Raw genomic sequence first — 17,036 nt, 5'->3', positions numbered from 1 at the left:
CGTATACTTGTTTAGAGGGGGAGATATATAGTGAAACAAGTAGAGATTCAAATGATTTTATTTGTCGGAGTAACTTTAGCTCATGAATATTGGCTACACTGGGGACTCCCAAGGGTCTACTATTGGGATGTTAGACACTCACATCTGAAAAAAATAGAAGATGATTCAGATAATAAAATTGCATAAGAAAGGGATAACTTTGTTACCCCTATTCATGGCTACGATTTCTTGTTTCGTCAGGTTTCCAGACTTCAGTTAGTATATCTCTAAAAAGTTGATTAAGGAGTCCAGTCGGATTAAGGGTACTTGATTTTAATTTTGTATTATAACGTTCCAGATGATGAATTTCGTGTTCAATAAATTTGTCTAGCTCAGTTAATTGGTTTACTAATTTTTGACCAGAAGTCTTTACTCTTATTAGATTCTCGATTTCCAGTTTTAGTTTGTCCTCATTTATCACTTCGGCAACAAGAGTATTCAAATCAAGACTAACCATTTTATTATATTTTTCAATTGATTTTGCCATCAACAATGGCCGAATCACATTGATATACGTTTTAACATGTTGACCTTTTTCTTGAATAGCTTTAAAATTTCCTTTTGCCATTTTTACATAGTGGTACATGCAGGGAATAGGTGATATAACGGCAGGTTCCAAAAGTCGAATTCTTTCAAAGAAGGAATACGCTTGGAAATAAGTAATGTTCGAGTGCAACCATTCCAGAAGCGCAGGATTAGATTTACGAAATAGCCGAAGTGCCTTTGTAAGTTCCCAACCAGTCATATCAACTAATGGATTAACTGGGATGCCTACTTTATCATGTTTCGGAATTTCAAGAACATCTCGCTTTTGATCAATTGAAAGGTACCAATCGGGATGATGGATATAAATAAAACGAACATCATAATCACTTTCTTCACTTGCAATCCCCCAAGTTCTGCTTCCAGATTCACAAGCGTAAAGAATTTTAACGTTGTATTCTTTTTCAATTTGATTAAGAATCTCTACAATATGTTCTTCCAATATGACACCCCTTCCTTTCATAAGAAAAGGAGATGCTCTTGTCATCTCCCTTTAGTAAGTAGTATTCTCATTTTACGTGCACATAAAACTTTCCATGTCCTATAAGCTCTAAATGTGGTTAATCCCAAGACCAATTGTTTCGTGTTCAAGTCCTTTAATTGGCGCACCAATTGTTCCATAAAAAGCAACGGCTATCCATTCTCCCTCTTCCTCATTGGTATAAGGAGTACCTCGGACGATGGCGAATCGTAGACCGACTGTTCGACTGATTTCGCCTATTGCCGTTTGCCCCCTTGTTACCCCTTCGATTCCTTCAATTATTGCGTGATACAAGGCGTGGGTTTCACGATACTGCGACTCGTGTATAAGGCCATGCCGCTTTGCAGCTGTTTCAACAGCAGCAATTACCTTCTGCATGTTCATCGATCCGACTTTTCCTTGGCAGTAATTAACATCCTTCAACGTAAATGATAAAGTTTCCATTTCTTTTTCTGTCAATGTAGCTAATAGTACAGCAATCTTCCCAATTGCTATTTTTTGACTCATAACTAAGAACCTCTAATTTCTGAATTTTCTTATCTATCATCCTCTTATTATTGTAAACTTGAGTTAAATCCATTGTCAATGGTTTTGGTAAAATTTAGTATATTAGTATAGTAATAATCTACCTTGTTAAAGTATGGGGGAATGATGAAAAACCCATTTGTAAATGGGTTTACTTGTATTTTATAAAAATGACATTTCCTTTGATTACATGCTTGTCATGCTGATTGTATGCAGCAACATCAAAAGTTAGCACGTTTTCATTAATTTCTTTTAATGTGGCTTTTAAAGTTATCACATCGTTCAAAAACACCATGTTCCGAAAACGGATGGAATAGGTTTGAATATAGCCTTCTTCATAAAAAGGTGTAAATAGTTTTGCTAGATTTCCCATTGTCCACATACCATGTGCAATTACACCTGGTAACCCAGCCTTATGTGCTTCATCATCGATAGTATGGATTGGATTGTAATCGTTGGATGCACCAGAATATTTTATTAGGTCCATCCTAGAGACTGGCGGAAGTTGGAGATTTTGTAGTGAATCACCGATTTGAATATTTATTAACGAATTCATGCCAACATCTCCTTTCTAACCGCCTCTGTGATAATTACGATTATCTTAGATGAAAAGATGAGCTCGCCTTTTACATCTTCTCCATTTTCACTAATAGTTAGAAAACCCATTGACCCTGTAGAACCTTTTTTCTCAACGTAGTTTTCGACCTTTGAATAGCAATATATCACTTCGCCAACACGTATTGGCCTTTCATAGTTGAAAATTTGTTCACCATGGATAAGCCCTTTTTCCGGTAAGACAAGCCCTTCTATCCTTCCAAATTCTAAGACTCTAGGAAATGTTGGTGGTGCAATATTCGTTTTATATCTGGAAGCCTTCCCATACTCTTCATCAATGAAAATAGGATGAGCATCACCAATGGCCACAGCAAATTTTTTGACCGCTCCTCTTTCAATAACATTTTTCACTTTTACTGATTGCTTGCCGATAAACTCTTTTAGCACCTACAACACCCCTTTTGTAGAATTATTGTTTTTTCTTTTTACATAACTATATTTTATTTTGAAATTTCAGATAATATAAGTTGTATGAATAAAAGCCACACAGTAAAATCAGTGTGGCTTTCTATCAAATCACTCAAATCCGGTTGTCATTTCGTCAGGATGTGAGCCTATACGATCATTTTTGTTGAGCGCGCTTATTTTTTCCATATCTTCATGTGAAAGTTCAAAATCAAAAACATCTGCATTTTCTTGTATGCGGTGCTCTTTAATTGATTTTGGAATCGTAACAACACCGTTTTGAAGGTCCCAGCGTAAAATGACTTGTGCTACTGACTTATTGTGTTTTTGACTGATTTCTAACAATGTTGGATCATTCAGTAGTTCTCCTCGTTTTAGTGGAGACCAAGCTTCTAACTGAATACCTTCCTTTTTACAGAATTCATGCAATTCCGTTTGTGTTAGGTGTGGATGGTATTCAACTTGATTCACCATTGGCGTAATCTCTGAATTTTTCATAAGATTTTCAAGATGATGTACTTGGAAATTGCTAACACCAATTGCACGTACACGCCCTTCTTTATATAGCTTTTCTAAGGCATGCCATGTTTCAATATACTTGTCTTTTCCTGGCCAGTGAATCAGATATAAGTCTAAGTAGTCTAGACCTAATTTTTGTAGGCTTGTTTCGTAAGCTTGCAGTGTAGATTCATATCCTTGGTCGCTGTTCCAAACCTTTGAAGTAACAAATAAATCTTCTCTGTTAATACCAGATTCACGAATTGCTTGTCCAACACCTTCTTCATTTTTATAAACAGCTGCAGTGTCAATGCTTTTATAGCCATGCTTAATTGCCCATTTGACAGAGTCAATAACCTCTTGCCCTTCTTGTACCTTAAAAACCCCTAGGCCAAACCATGGCATTTTTACTCCATTATGTAATGTTGTTGTATCCTGAAGACTTTTGACCATATAGCTCCTCCTCGTTTGAGAAAAATTTACCATTAACAGTTTCTCACACGTTAAATGATTTTTCAAATGTAAAGGCTTTTATTTATAGAAAAAAATGAAAGTCTGGTTTATTTAGGAATAAAGAATTTAGTAAGTTTTTGTGCAGAAATGATAGAAAAAACAAGAAGAATCAATGGTCCAAAGAATAAAAATGCGACATAATGTAGACCATGGACACCCAATGGCAAAATAGTTAATACAAACTGTATACTTTTAAAATAAAGAAAGAAAAAAAATACGAATAAAATACAAAATAAGAGTTTACTTTTATCCAAAAAGTCCCCTCCAAATATAGTTTTCTACATTTTACCATAGATTGCTAATCAGGAGAGAACCTTTTCATTTATTTATGTGTAGGTGTAAGACGCTTTTGTTTACGTTGCTCATTTAATAGGTTTAAAAGCAGTGATTGCACAAGTTTTGATTCAATTGTTGCATTCTGCGGATGTGCAAGATTTATTTGTTCCAATGGATCTTTCGTCAGGTTGTAAAGTTCGAATTGGTCAGGAAGTGGTTCGGTTTTTGTTGTTACTTTTGACACAGTAATTGTCACGTCTTCCCCTGCTGCAACCTCACTCTCTACTGTTGTCTGTTTGTCTTCAACCCCAGGATTACTCCAAAATTGCGGATTGTCAAAATACCTGGTAAATTTCCAAAGTTCGTTTTCTCGATGTGAACCCGTTGCCATATAGGCAACCACTGCTTCAATATGGTTTGGTTGAGTAACAGATTCATAGGGTTTGCCAGCAAAGGTTATTTGGTTAAGTCCCCGTGTAACATCGTCATCTGTCATAAAATATATCGGCTCATTTGCTCGCAAAAACTGTGAGTTCCCCTTAACTAAAGGGCTTAAGTCACGTCCAACAAGGGAATGTACCTCTGAATGATTCTTTTTTAGTTCCCTCTGTGTTTTATTTACATCAATATCAGCTAAACCTAATAATGTTGGAAGAATATCAACATGACTTGTTAGCATGGTGGTTGTTTTACTTTCAGGAAAAAGTTTAGGATTATGAATGATAAATGGAACATGAATGGATTCTTCATACGTGTTATACCATTTTTGAAACAATCCGCCATGTGCACCAAGCATGTCGCCATGATCAGAGGTGAAGATGACAACGGTATCCTCATAAAAGCTTGAGTGCTTTAGAGCATCGTAAACTTTTGCCATCTCCGAATCTACTTGTTTCTGAAGGGAGTAATACAATTTTCGGTAAAAAAGACTATCTCTCGTTGGCTGGAATGTCTTTGGATAGGTTTCACGATAGCTTTTTTGGGCAGTAGGTTTAGTATCGAGCGATTCATTTGCTGTAGGGGCTGGTGGAATATGCGGAAGAGTTGGGTCTAGTTCAAAATTAAATAAAGGTGAATGTGCAGTAAGTTCTCCATATAATGTGATATCGTGTGGATTCAAAAATGAAGAAACAATTAGCCATGGCTCTTCACTTGCTTCCTGTTCAAGTGATTGAATGAGTTCAACAACTTCCCTTGCATAAACCTCATCACGACCTTTTGTACCGATTGCTGCAGAAGATGCTGAGTTACGAGGGTCTGAACCATGTGGCTCCGGCCCAAGCCAACCGGAAAATCCAAAGTCATCTAGACGATTCGCATCCAGATAGAGTTGTTCTAATTTATGGTCTGGTACTCCCGTGGAAGGATTATAGCTTTGCAGAGAAGAGTGTGTACCAGGTATTAAAATATCTGCAACACTTGTATGCCACTTTCCTTTCCAAAAGGTTTTATATCCAGCATTTCGAAAAAAATCACCAAATGTAGGGACAGCATTGGGGTCAAGCCAAAAGACATCTGGTTCAAAACTTTCAGCCGCTCCTCCAATCGTTTTCGTCAGTCCGTGTAAGGATGGATATTGTCCTGTATAGAGGGTGGCTCTACTTGGAGAACAAGCAGTACTTCCTATATAGTGATTCAAGAATTCTAACCCATTCTTTCGTAATAAATTTTGGGTTATCAGATTTTCTTCACACCACTTTTTAAGTTTCTCATCCTCATAAACGGTTGGGAAACGCTGCTCATCCACAATAAAAAACAAAAAATTAAGTCTCCGCTTTTTCTGTGGCTTGTCAATGCCCTTCATATTCACTTGTGTTCCTCCTTGTTCCAAACTATGGATATTATATGTTATGGTTGAGGAGGATGTTTACACAAACTAGTGAATTTTACCCATATAAAAATGAGAGGCTAATACCTCTCATTTGCATGTTTCTTATTTTGATTTTGTTTCAACATCGTCATCATCAAGGATGCCTTTTGTTGCTTTTTTAAATTCGCGAAGTGTTGTGCCCGCAGCTTTGCCAAGCTCAGGTAGTTTCTTAGGTCCGAATACAAGTAATGCAAAAAAGATGATTACTACTAATTCTCCGAAACCGAGGTTTCCCATATTCATTCCACCCTAAACGAAATGTATTGCAACCTTATTTTAGTCCTACTCCAACCTTTTTTCAATTAAATTTTCACAAAAGACACGTCATTTTTATTTAAACCAGCCTTTTTCTTTCGATTGAGTGATGGCTTCGATACGATTTTTGACTTCGAGCTTATCCAAGATAGTAGAAATATAATTTCGGACAGTACCTGTTTTAATACTAAGTTCATCGGCAATTTCTTTTGTATTTTTACCGTCGGCCACAAGCTCTAGTACCTCTCGTTCACGCTCTGTTAATGGATTTTCGTCTGCATATAAATCATCCATTAATTCAGGGGCATAGACACGTTTTCCACTCATCACACTACGAATCGAATCTGCCAATTCATCACTGGGACTATCTTTAAGGAGGTACCCTTTCACACCAGCCCTTAATGCACGTTGGAAATACCCAGTACGCGCAAAGGTAGTTAATATAATAACCTTACAATCCGTTTCCTTTAATTCTTCAGCAGCTTCAAGACCGGTTTTTAGCGGCATTTCAATATCCATCATGCATATATCTGGCTTGAGCTCCTTCGCCAGGGTAATCGCCTCTTGTCCATTACTTGCCATTCCAACAACTTCCATATCGTCCTCTAAGTTTAAAAGTGAACCAAGCGCCCCAAGAACCATTCGTTGATCTTCAGCAATTATGATTCGTATCATAAAAGTCCCTCCACTTCGACCTGTTTTCGTACATTTGGAATTTTAATAATCAATGTTGTGCCATCAGTTGACTGGATTTCAAGGCTACCATTTACAAACTCTAAACGTTCTCGCATCCCTTGAAGTCCATGACCACCAACCATATCTTTAGTAGGATTCTTACCAATCCCATTGTCTTCGATCATGACAGTGATTTCATCTTCAATCTGGGCTATTTCAATTTTACAGTGACTTGCTTTACTATGTTTGACAACATTGTTGATGCCCTCTTTAATCAACATGCTGATGATGTTCTCGTAAAATAGTGAAACATCTTTCAGAGAGTTGTCCTGTATATACTCAAATTCTATTCCCGCAACTTTTAATATTTGTTGAACTCGAACAATTTCTTCATTAATACGGATACCACGCATTTGTGAGACCATTTTTCGAACTTCATTCAAAGCCGTCCGTGCTGTTTGTTGCACATCTTTTAATTCATGACGAGCTTTTTCTGGGTCTTTATGAATGAGTTTTCTAGCCAAATCACTTTTTAAGCCAATCATTGAAAGCTTTTGTCCTAACGTGTCATGAAGGTCCCTGGCAATCCGTTGACGTTCTTCTTGTTTGACAAGTTCCGCAATGCGTTTATTTGCATCCTCTAGTTGTTCCTCGAGTTTCTCTTGTTTCTTTTTGTTATAAATATTAAATGGTAATAGAATTACGCTGATCCAAATAATAATAACGAATGGTAATTGGGAAAGAAACACTTCGTCTTGTAATACGAGATTGTAATTTATAGAAAATGTTGTAGCCACAAGGTGTATGATGTACAACGTTAAAAAGGCTACGCGGTTCTTGATGTGTCCATTGTAATATGCAATATAAAAAGCAAAATAAATAAATGCAAAGAGAATTGACATGGTTAATGAAATCCCGATTAGGATTGACGTCCAAAGATATACGGGCCATTTTCTTGAGATAAAGGCAAATCTGAGTGAAATGAAAAAGATGACCGTTAGAATGATGCCAGTAATTATTTCCGGCGTCGATGACGATTGAAAGATAAAATAAAACGGCAGGATGCTAATTACTGCCCAAATATAAGGTGAAACTCCTGACCATTTTTGAAAAAGTGAGTATTTCTTCATAGAACTTACCCTCATTTAGTTCAAGATTATTTTGTATTTTATCATAGCATAATCAAATGCGCCCATGGCGTATTTGAGCCCGATTTTTTTCGAGCAAGCTCGAAAAATTACATCTGAAAAATCGTGGCATCCGCCGGAGGCTTTAACTTTATTCAGCCGGGTTTTTCCCACTGAAATGTTTAGATTTAAATAAATCATACTACAGCATAATGATGAAGTAGCATACTCGCTGAATAAAGTTAATAGGAAAACCCAGCTTATTTTTCTAAGCTGGGGATCTTTTTAATCTCTTTTTGTTCGGCAACCATTTCTTTAATTTTTCCATAGCCTACAAACACTTTTTCTTCTTCATCCCACAAACGGAATTTAAGTGATTTTAAGCTTGTTTTTAAAGTGATTGTTGGTACCTTTTGAAGTGGTTCAGTTTGATTGTGTACCTCTTCTAGTTTGTAATTCGGTACTCGTGGGCTTAAATGATGCACATGGTGATACCCGATATTGCCTGTTATCCATTGTAATGGCTTTGGTAGCTTATAAAAAGAGCTTCCTTCAACTGCAGCTTTTACATACTCCCAATGCTCATCTTCTTCAAAATAGGAATCTTCAAATGTATGTTGAACATAAAATAACCAAACACCTGCAATCCCTGAAACCATAAAAATAGTTCCTTGAACGATTAAAAATGCCTGCCAACCAATTATCAGACTTACTATTACAGCGAGTGTAATGATTCCTAAATTTGTAATATACGTGTTCCAACGTTCCTTCTTTTTTGCTTTTTTTCTGTTAAAACGATTTTCAATTAGGAATACAAAGATTGGCCCTAAAATAAACATCACAAATGGATTTCGGTAAACTCTGTAGCACAGACGCTTCCAAGCAGATGCTTCCAAATACTCTTCAACTGTCATAACCCAAATGTCTCCGGTACCACGTTTGTCAAGATTTGAGCTTGTTGCATGGTGGACAGAATGGTCATGCCCCCATTTACTATAAGGGAATAATGTTAATATCCCAGTAATCGTTCCAACGATTTTATTTGCTGTGCGATTTTTAAAGAAAGAGTGATGACAACAGTCATGGAAAATGATAAAAATTCGGACAAGAAACCCCGCTGCAACTACGCCAATTACAAGTGTCAATAGATAAGAAATGTTTAATGAATAATAGGCAAGAACCCATAATCCAAGATAAGGTATTAAGGTATTACAAAGTTGCAATACACTTGCCTTTAGGTTTGATTTTTCAAATGGTGCCACTTGTTTACGTAAGCTTCTTTGATCTAATTTGTTCATTTAATCCTTTCCTTTCTAAATTCTCATTTCATATTTTAGTCAGATTTTTAAATTTAATGAGGAAATTGCTGACAAATCGCCAACAGTTTTCTACATTTCCAATGTTACAAAAGAATAAAGATTTGCACTAGACATAGGTGTCATGTGAAATACATGATAAATGTCATATACCATGTACAAAAATTTAAAATACACAAAAAATTAACATTCAATTTTGGGCTAAAAAACATTTTTTATGCTATACTTAAAAAACAGAATATTTAAACTAATATTCATTCTAAAAAATTCTTTTAAAAGGAGGAAACCTATGTACAGATTAAAAGACAGTGAGAGGATTTTCATTTATACTGGCCCAGATGGTTCTGGCAGAAAGACTTTAGGAAAGATGGTTGCAACAGCATTTGATATGCAGACTGTTCCCTCATTCACAACTCGAAGCCCCCGCCCTTTTGAAAACAACGGAGAAGATTACCACTTTGTAAGTAAAGAAACCTTTCGCCAAATGATGCAGCAAAAAGAATTTCTAGAGAGTGTTGAAATTGATGGACACTTTTATGGAATACGTGAAATTGATATTGTAAATATTTTTAAGAAGCATAAGGTAGTTTATTTAACGTTAAACCCTGAAGGTGCAGATCTTTTGAAGGAAATGTATGGAGATAAAGCAGTTCGTATCTTTGTTTATGCTGATCGAGATACTGTACTAGAACGCCAGATAAAACGTGGGGATAGCCCTGAGGACATTGAGCGCCATATGAAACACTATAGTGAGACAATGGACTATAGGTCTGCTTGTGAGCATGTGTACGAAAACTATGATCTACCTCAGGTCTCATATCAGATAAGTGAGATGATTGAAACCTATTTAGATAGACAATTAATTTCGGATGATTATTAAAAATTAAAGCCCTAAAGAGGCACTAAACTCTTTAGGGCTTTATGATTTTATAGGCTATTGAAGCTCTCTGTAAGTACTGGAACAACTTGTTTCTTACGAGATACAACACCTTTTAATTCGGCAGTTTTGTTATCAAGTGTAACATTAAATGCTTTTTCAACTGCTTCAGTTTTTGCACCCACTGCAAGCCCTACAGAATCATTGTTTAGAATGTCTGTAATCACAAGCAAGAATAAATCAAGGCCGTTATCATTGATTTGTTGATTCATTACTTCCTCTAGCTCACTCTGTCTTGAAAGAACATCTTGAGGGTCCACAACATTAACCTGTGCAATTTGAACTTTGTTACCGTTCATTGAAAATTCTTTAGAATCTAGGGAAACTAATTGCTCGGCTGTTTTGTCACTCACATTAGCACCAGCCTTTAACATTTCAAGACCGTAGTTATCAGCATCGACACCTGCAATCTCAGCTAGTTCCCGCGCAGCTTTTACATCTTCGTCTGTACAAGTTGGTGATTTAAATAGGAGTGAATCTGAAATGATTGCAGATAGCATTAAACCAGCAATTTCTTTTGTAATCTCTACATTATTTTCTTTATATAGCTTATTAAGGATTGTAGCTGTACAACCAACAGGCTCTACGCGGAAATATAATGGATCACTAGTTTCAAAATTTGCAACACGATGATGGTCGATTACTTCTTTGATTTTTACATTTTCAAGTCCGTCGGCACTTTGTTGACGTTCATTATGGTCAACTAGAATTACGGATTGAACTTCATTTGCTACATTCTCCACTAAACGAGGTGCTTCTGCTTTAAAATAATCCAATGCATATTGAGTCTCACCGTTTATTTCTCCTAAGCGAACTGGTTCAGCGTTCAAACCAAGATTCTTTTTTAATTCCGCATATGCGATTGCGGAACAAATTGTATCAGTGTCTGGATTCTTATGACCAAATACAAGTACTTTTTCCATTTATTCATTACTCCTTATTGCTTAATATGTATGATGTACTCTCTCATTTTACACAAAGATTCGTAGAGATTAAACAATTTTGGCCATTTTTATTCATTTTCTTCCTCTAAATGTGTTTTGCAAAATTCTTTCACAATTGTTTCTTCATCTTCCTCAAGTTCAAAATCAAGCACTTTTTGAGTACTTTTTTCATAAAAATAATATTGGGCAATTCGCTCACTATTTGTGTCAACCGCATAAATCACTTTTAATTCAATTCCATTTTCAGAATATAATTCATCATCCTCTGGTACTTCAATGTCTAGAAAGAACTCGTATCGCTCACCTTCTAAAATCCCAGTAGGATCCTTTAATTTTTCAACCGTATATCCAGTAATATTCATAAATTTTCCACCCTTCCATTTGAATTGAGTCCGTACCTATTATACACATTCTTTCCTTAATGGTGAAAAAATTGTCCTCATTCATCGTGTTTTTGGGAACCTTATACATTTGACACATAGGACATCCTTTGAATAAATAGAATATTATTATATCCCATTGGAAGAGGAGTTGTTGTTAAATGACGCTACTTAATAAAATCGCATTATTCTTTGTCATATTATACTCCGGTATTATCTTGATGAATACGTATTTAGGGGAAACAGAAAGAGTACAATCGAATGTTGTCATCTTTATGTTAAATGGCTTTGCTTATATCGTGTCTGCAATGGAACTGGAAAAAGAGAAAAATCATTTTCGTGGAAGTCAATCTACAGCATAAAAAACGACCGCTTCGTTATTAAGCGGCCGTTTTTTTATTCATATTTTGATTGCGTAGCGAACTTTCTTTTAATATGTTCTGCAAAATTCTCTAGCAACTTAACTGAGTTTATATCTGTTTCAAATAAAGGGATATAAAATTTTTGTTGAGTTGGAAATTCTTGTTCAATTTTTGAAATATATTCTCGTTCATTATTCTTGCGTTTTTTCAGAAATTCCCCATCGATATTTTCCGCTAAGAATTTATTAATAAACAGTGTATTGACTCTTATATCATGCCTATCTAGTAATCTTAATGCATTTGCTGTTTCGATGATTGGCAGTCTCTCTGGGTTAAGGACGAAAATAAACCCAGTTATGTCTTTGTTTAAAATGATTTCCCTTACAGCACTAAAGCGTTCTTTCCTTCTCTGCAACACTTTATAAATAGGATCATCAATTGGTTCGCCGTCATTTAACAACTGTGTATAGGTATCATTTCTCTTCCTTCTTCTCTCGAGCATTCCATCAATCCAAACACTCATTAATTCAGGAAGAGTAAGTAATCGAATTGTGTGTCCAGTAGGTGCCGTATCAAATATTATTGTATCATAGTGTCTACCTTCATCGAGAATGATAGAAACGATACGATCAAATAGGGCCGCCTCTTCTGCCCCTGGGGAGGAACTAGCAGCATCAATTTGCCGATTAACCTCATCTTGCATGTGTGAACTAACTACAACCTGTATGTTTTCTTTTACGGTTTTAATATATTTTCTAGATTCAATTTCTGGATCAATTTCAATTGCATCCATACCCGGGTATACCTCAAGGGCTTGGTTCTTCAAGGATTTGTGAAAAATATCCCCGACATTATGAGCAGGATCGGTCGATACGAGTAAGGTTTTATGGTCATTTTGGGCATGTAAAATTGCTAATGCTGCAGCACTCGTTGACTTTCCTACCCCTCCTTTTCCACCAACAAATACAATCTTTCTATCTCCAATCATTTTGTTCCCTCCATTTAACAACAGCGAATGCCTGTAAGCGGAGATTTCTCCATCCCCATTCGCAAATGCCAGTCATGAAATTTTTCAAGCATATAAGGATAAAGCTCCAATGTATAGTAAAAAGCAGGGTTTGGGAGTCCGAGAGTTTCAGATAAACATAGAAGTAAGAAAAGGTCATCTTCATTTCTTAACTCTCGTGCAATTTCTGTACGATGATTTACTGAAAGAATCTCATCATATAATTGGAGCATTCTCTTCAATGCTTCTATTCCCTTCATTCTTTCACCTTCTTTACATAAAGTGAAAAAGGAAGCCCTCTACATCAAGGATTCCTTTTTCAAACGGGTATCTACATCTTTGAATCAATATTATGTGGTGTATCCTTATTACTTAATTCTTTAAATGCAATTAATACAATCCATACGGCAAAAATTAAAATGATACTTCCGAGAATAAATAATAGTAAATTGGTATCGGTACCTCCTACACCTGCCCAGTCAAATATAACTTGTTGGACCATTGCCCAGACGGTCATGACAAGCAGGAAAAGCATTGGGATAAGAGTAACTAAATAATTTCTACCTAGTCGTTTTAACCATACAGAAATTAACATTAAACTAATAGCCGCCAATAGCTGGTTAGAGGTTCCAAACAATGGCCATAATACATATCCACCAGAACCAAACCCGTTAGGTCCCTTCGGTAAAAGTACTAACGCGGCACTCGTAACAACAGCAACTGTTGTAGCAATATGTGCTTTTTGAAGTGTAGGAAGCTTATATTCAGCTCCTAGCTCTGCAATAATATATCTCATTAAACGGACAGACGAGTCCAACGTTGTTGCAGCAAAGCTAACAACGATTATCGCAATAATCGTGGCTGCAATATCGGCAGGAATACCTATCCCCGTAGCTAACTGTGCTCCACCTGAAATAAAGTTTCCTAGTCCACCAGAATTCGCTGCTGCAAAACTACTATATGCTGCTTTAAAGTCTCCAGCATTTGCAAACAAAGTAACACAAGCAATGATTGATATTAAGGCAAGGAATCCTTCCCCTACAGCACCAAAATATCCTACAAAGCGAGCATCAGTCTCTTTATCTAATTGCTTTGATGATGTACCTGAAGATACAAGTCCATGGAAGCCAGAGATTGCACCACAGGCAATGGTGATAAACATGAGTGGTAACCATGATTTATCTGTTGCATCCGGATTCATCATAGGAGCTGTTACATCTGGATTTAAAAATACAAGCCCCAAATACATTATTCCTAACCCAATTACGAGTTGGTGAGAGTTGATATAGTCTCTCGGTTGAAGTAATTTCCATACAGGTAGTGTCGAGGCAAAATAGCAATATACCATTAGGATAACAATCCAAACAAAGAATGCCATAGAAACTCCGCTTAGACCAAATAATGTCGTAGCTTCTGCTCCTCCAAAATAGCTTACAAGATCAATTTGTAATGCAGGAATCTTACTTGTTAGAACGGCTGAACCATACATGATAATGAGTGACACAATGGATGGCAGTAACATACTTCCTTTTTTTCTGTAAACTGCATACCCAATCCAAATGGCAAGTGGTATTTCAATAAATACAGGAATGACACTTGCCGGAAATTTGATAAAGAGATTTGAAATTACCCATGCAAATACAGCGTTTACCATCAACACCAAGATCAAAATGATAAATAAAAATAAGAGCTTTGCTTTTTTTCCGATCAATTTATCTGCAAGTGTACCTACAGACTGCCCCTTGTTTCGGACTGAAAGGACAAGTGTACCAAAATCATGTACTCCTGCAGCAAAAACAGTCCCTAACACAACCCATAATAACGCAGGTCCCCAGCCCCAATAAACAGCTATTGCAGGACCTACTATAGGTGCTGCACCTGCAACAGAAGTGAAATGATGCCCCCATAAAACATGTTTCTTAGTTGGTACAAAATCAACACCATCGTTAAACTCGTGGGCAGGTGTAACGAAATTTGGATCAAGGCGATAAATCTTTTCAGCAACAAATTTTGAATAATAACGATAGCCTAAAATAAAAACAATAGTACCAAACACTGCTAACCATATTGCACTCAAGCTAATCCCTCCAATACAATTTTTATTAGTGGTATTGAACCTTAATGCTCATTTATATGTTAATGGCCTATTGTAAGCGTTGTCAATACCATTATCTAAAAAATCAATATATTCAAAAAACGACAAAAATAGTAGTAATATTATTTCAAAACGCTTACTCAATTCTATTATGGACATGCAAAAACCCGCGAAAGGTTTATGCTCCTTCGCGGGCTTTTTTGTTCGTTATGAAAGTAATGCACGATCATTTGTCATTTTCGCGCCTCTGATTCGTTGGAACTCATTTAGTAATTGATCAATTGTTAAATTTGCTTTTTCCTGTTCATTAACCTCTAATATGATTTGTCCTTTATCCATCATGATCAGACGGTTCCCTAAATCTAGAGCTTGCTGCATATTATGTGTGACCATTAATGTTGTTAAATTGTATTTTTCGACGATTTCTTTGGTTAAGTTTGTGATTAACTCTGCACGAGCTGGATCAAGTGCTGCTGTGTGCTCATCGAGCAACAATATTTTCGGTTCAGTGAAGGTAGCCATTAATAGCGATAATGCTTGTCGTTCCCCTCCTGATAACAATCCCACTTTTGCAGATAAGCGATTTTCTAATCCAAGGTTTAGTGATTGGAGAACCTCTCTAAAGTAGTCCTTGCGGTTTTTTGTTACTCCTCTTCGTAAGGTCCGCGTTTTATTTCGTGAATATGCCATTGCAAGATTTTCTTCAATGGTCATATTTGGCGCAGTACCTGCCATTGGATCCTGGAATACACGCCCAATAAGCTTAGCCCGTTTATGTTCTGGTAAGAATGTAACATCCTTTCCAGCAATATTAACTGAGCCAGCATCCGGTATGAGCACGCCCGATATTACATTCATTAATGTTGATTTACCAGCACCATTACTACCAATTACAGTTACAAAATCGCCTTCTTTTAACTGTAGATTGGTCCAATCCAAAGCGATCTTTTCGTCGGGTGTACCTTCATTAAAGATTTTATGAATTTGATTTAAGTGTAGCACTTGCTTCACCCTCGCTTTCTGAAGGTACGTTTTTCATTCGTACAAGTTGTTGTCGTTTTGCTCGTCTGCTCTTCTCTTTTGTTCCTTCAAGAATTTTTGGTAGGACAAGTGCAATGATTACGATGATGGCAGTAATCAATTTCATATCTCCAGGTTGTAGGAACTCAACTCTTAATGCTAAGGATACAACGATACGATAAATAATAGCACCACCAATTACTGCAAGTGTTGCTCGTGCAATCGTTTTGGCACCAAAAAGGGCTTCACCAATAATAACGGATGCTAAACCAATAACAATCATCCCAATACCCATTCCAACATCGGCAAAACCACCTTGTTGTGCAATGAGTGATCCTGAGAATGCTACAAGCGCATTTGATAGACCTAATCCAAGAATCGTCATTAAGTTTGTATTAGCAGAAAAGCTGGAAATCATTTTTTTGTTGTCTCCAGTAGCTCTCACTGCAAGACCGATTTCTGTTCGTAGGAAAAGATCAATTAAAAACTTAATCACAAGTGTAACAACAATCATAAATAATAAAATGCCCCAGGTCTTTGGTAGGCTATCTCCAAGACCGAATGCTGTTAACATTGAATTAAACAATGAATCTAATCCTAGTGATGCAGATATATCAGATACGTTTGTAAAAGTTGTATCTATATTTAATAATGAAACATTTGATTTACCCATAATTCGAAGATTGACTGAATAAAGGGCAATCATCATCAAAATACCAGCTAGTAATGCATTAATTTTTCCTACCGTGTGTAGTAATCCCGTAATACTACCAGCAATAAATCCAGCAACAAGGGCAAAAAGTGTTGCGATAAAAGGATTTACTCCATTCGTAATCAAAATGGCGGAAACAGCAGCTCCTGTAACGAAGCTGCCGTCGACCGTCAAGTCTGGAAAATCTAGTATACGGAAGGACAGGTAAACACCAATTGCCATGATTGCATAGATGATTCCTGATTCAAATGCCCCAAATAATGCTGTAAACATGTTGAATCATCCTTTCTTTAAGTACTGTTCAAAAAGGAGGATGAAAAGGACCAAGAAGTTCGAGGCGGCGAAGTTTTGAGTACCGGAACGTATGTAGTTGATACGTGAGGAACGCAAAAACAAGCCAACGAAGAAATTCGATGTGTCATTTTCACCGGACTTTTTGAAC

Annotated in this window: 20 protein-coding genes; 3 read left to right on the top strand and 17 right to left on the bottom strand. The window is 36.5% G+C overall.

The features are described 5' to 3' along the window. Positions 1 to 30: 30 nt before the first annotated feature. Complete coding sequence (locus NST91_RS14320) at positions 31 to 186, top strand: hypothetical protein (RefSeq protein ID WP_165918300.1); 156 nt, start codon at positions 31 to 33, stop codon at positions 184 to 186. Positions 187 to 208: 22 nt separating this feature from the next. On the opposite strand, the gene NST91_RS14315 is transcribed toward NST91_RS14320, so the two are convergent. From NST91_RS14315 to desA, 10 genes are all read right to left on the bottom strand, one after another. Next, the gene (locus tag NST91_RS14315) at positions 209 to 1,024 is read right to left on the bottom strand and encodes a nucleotidyltransferase domain-containing protein (RefSeq protein ID WP_341331685.1); all 816 of its coding nucleotides are present in this window, start codon (positions 1,022 to 1,024) and stop codon (positions 209 to 211) included. 108 nt (positions 1,025 to 1,132) lie between these two features. Continuing rightward, positions 1,133 to 1,570, bottom strand: coding sequence for a histidine utilization transcription antiterminator HutP (gene hutP / locus NST91_RS14310; RefSeq protein ID WP_121448695.1), 438 nt, complete (start codon positions 1,568 to 1,570; stop codon positions 1,133 to 1,135). Positions 1,571 to 1,739: 169 nt separating this feature from the next. Then, on the bottom strand, positions 1,740 to 2,144 hold the full coding sequence (locus NST91_RS14305; protein ID WP_341331684.1) for a MaoC/PaaZ C-terminal domain-containing protein: 405 nt from the start codon (positions 2,142 to 2,144) through the stop codon (positions 1,740 to 1,742). Beyond that, a complete protein-coding gene (locus NST91_RS14300) occupies positions 2,141 to 2,590 on the bottom strand; it encodes a MaoC family dehydratase N-terminal domain-containing protein (protein ID WP_341331683.1) in 450 nt (149 codons plus the stop codon). Before NST91_RS14300 ends, NST91_RS14305 begins: the two co-directional genes overlap by 4 nt. Before the next feature lie 129 nt (positions 2,591 to 2,719). Then, positions 2,720 to 3,559 carry a glyoxal/methylglyoxal reductase gene (gene pgoN / locus NST91_RS14295; RefSeq protein WP_341331682.1) on the bottom strand — a complete coding sequence of 280 codons (840 nt, stop codon included), beginning with the start codon at positions 3,557 to 3,559 and terminating at the stop codon, positions 2,720 to 2,722. Between the two features lie 382 nt (positions 3,560 to 3,941). Beyond that, positions 3,942 to 5,699, bottom strand: a complete 1,758-nt coding sequence (locus tag NST91_RS14290; protein ID WP_341333539.1) for a sulfatase family protein — start codon at positions 5,697 to 5,699, stop codon at positions 3,942 to 3,944. 129 nt (positions 5,700 to 5,828) lie between these two features. After that, positions 5,829 to 6,002: a twin-arginine translocase TatA/TatE family subunit gene (locus tag NST91_RS14285; RefSeq protein WP_440273469.1), complete on the bottom strand. Its 174-nt coding sequence runs from the start codon at positions 6,000 to 6,002 to the stop codon at positions 5,829 to 5,831. A gap of 93 nt (positions 6,003 to 6,095) precedes the next feature. Beyond that, positions 6,096 to 6,695 (bottom strand): response regulator, encoded by a 600-nt coding sequence (locus tag NST91_RS14280; RefSeq protein WP_341331680.1) that lies wholly within the window; start codon positions 6,693 to 6,695, stop codon positions 6,096 to 6,098. Further along, entirely contained in the window at positions 6,692 to 7,825 is a 1,134-nt protein-coding gene (locus NST91_RS14275) for a sensor histidine kinase (RefSeq protein ID WP_341331679.1), read from the bottom strand. The genes NST91_RS14280 and NST91_RS14275 overlap by 4 nt, the downstream gene beginning before the upstream one ends. A gap of 257 nt (positions 7,826 to 8,082) precedes the next feature. Beyond that, positions 8,083 to 9,120, bottom strand: a complete 1,038-nt coding sequence (gene desA, locus NST91_RS14270) for a Delta(5) desaturase DesA (protein ID WP_341331678.1) — start codon at positions 9,118 to 9,120, stop codon at positions 8,083 to 8,085. Between the two features lie 307 nt (positions 9,121 to 9,427). On the opposite strand from desA, the gene NST91_RS14265 reads away from it, so the two are divergent. Then, complete coding sequence (locus tag NST91_RS14265) at positions 9,428 to 10,018, top strand: guanylate kinase (RefSeq protein WP_341331677.1); 591 nt, start codon at positions 9,428 to 9,430, stop codon at positions 10,016 to 10,018. Between the two features lie 47 nt (positions 10,019 to 10,065). Here NST91_RS14265 and NST91_RS14260 read toward each other — a convergent pair whose 3' ends face one another. Both NST91_RS14260 and NST91_RS14255 read right to left on the bottom strand, forming a co-directional pair. Next, positions 10,066 to 10,998, bottom strand: coding sequence for a manganese-dependent inorganic pyrophosphatase (locus NST91_RS14260; RefSeq protein WP_341331676.1), 933 nt, complete (start codon positions 10,996 to 10,998; stop codon positions 10,066 to 10,068). Between the two features lie 89 nt (positions 10,999 to 11,087). Next, positions 11,088 to 11,381, bottom strand: coding sequence for a DUF6509 family protein (locus NST91_RS14255; protein WP_121448702.1), 294 nt, complete (start codon positions 11,379 to 11,381; stop codon positions 11,088 to 11,090). Positions 11,382 to 11,560: 179 nt separating this feature from the next. Here NST91_RS14255 and NST91_RS14250 point away from each other — a divergent pair, with 179 nt between their 5' ends. Next, positions 11,561 to 11,761 (top strand): hypothetical protein, encoded by a 201-nt coding sequence (locus NST91_RS14250; RefSeq protein WP_121448684.1) that lies wholly within the window; start codon positions 11,561 to 11,563, stop codon positions 11,759 to 11,761. A gap of 34 nt (positions 11,762 to 11,795) precedes the next feature. On the opposite strand, the gene NST91_RS14245 is transcribed toward NST91_RS14250, so the two are convergent. The 5 genes from NST91_RS14245 to NST91_RS14225 all read right to left on the bottom strand — a co-directional run bounded on the left by NST91_RS14245 (position 11,796) and on the right by NST91_RS14225 (position 16,867). Continuing rightward, a complete protein-coding gene (locus NST91_RS14245; RefSeq protein WP_341331675.1) occupies positions 11,796 to 12,749 on the bottom strand; it encodes an ArsA family ATPase in 954 nt (317 codons plus the stop codon). Between the two features lie 14 nt (positions 12,750 to 12,763). Next, positions 12,764 to 13,027, bottom strand: coding sequence for a cory-CC-star protein (locus NST91_RS14240; RefSeq protein ID WP_341331674.1), 264 nt, complete (start codon positions 13,025 to 13,027; stop codon positions 12,764 to 12,766). Positions 13,028 to 13,098: 71 nt separating this feature from the next. Further along, positions 13,099 to 14,844, bottom strand: a complete 1,746-nt coding sequence (locus tag NST91_RS14235; RefSeq protein ID WP_341331673.1) for a carbon starvation CstA family protein — start codon at positions 14,842 to 14,844, stop codon at positions 13,099 to 13,101. A gap of 225 nt (positions 14,845 to 15,069) precedes the next feature. Continuing rightward, on the bottom strand, positions 15,070 to 15,864 hold the full coding sequence (locus NST91_RS14230; RefSeq protein ID WP_341331672.1) for an ABC transporter ATP-binding protein: 795 nt from the start codon (positions 15,862 to 15,864) through the stop codon (positions 15,070 to 15,072). After that, positions 15,839 to 16,867, bottom strand: coding sequence for an ABC transporter permease (locus NST91_RS14225; protein WP_341331671.1), 1,029 nt, complete (start codon positions 16,865 to 16,867; stop codon positions 15,839 to 15,841). The genes NST91_RS14230 and NST91_RS14225 overlap by 26 nt, the downstream gene beginning before the upstream one ends. Between the last annotated feature and the right edge of the window lie 169 nt (positions 16,868 to 17,036).

It is taken from the genome of Ferdinandcohnia sp. FSL W7-1320 (assembly GCF_038050315.1).
GTDB classification, from domain to species: Bacteria; Bacillota; Bacilli; order Bacillales; family Bacillaceae_L; genus Ferdinandcohnia; species Ferdinandcohnia aciditolerans.
Note: the sequence above shows the minus strand (reverse complement) of the source record. Positions and strands in the feature narration are given on the sequence as shown.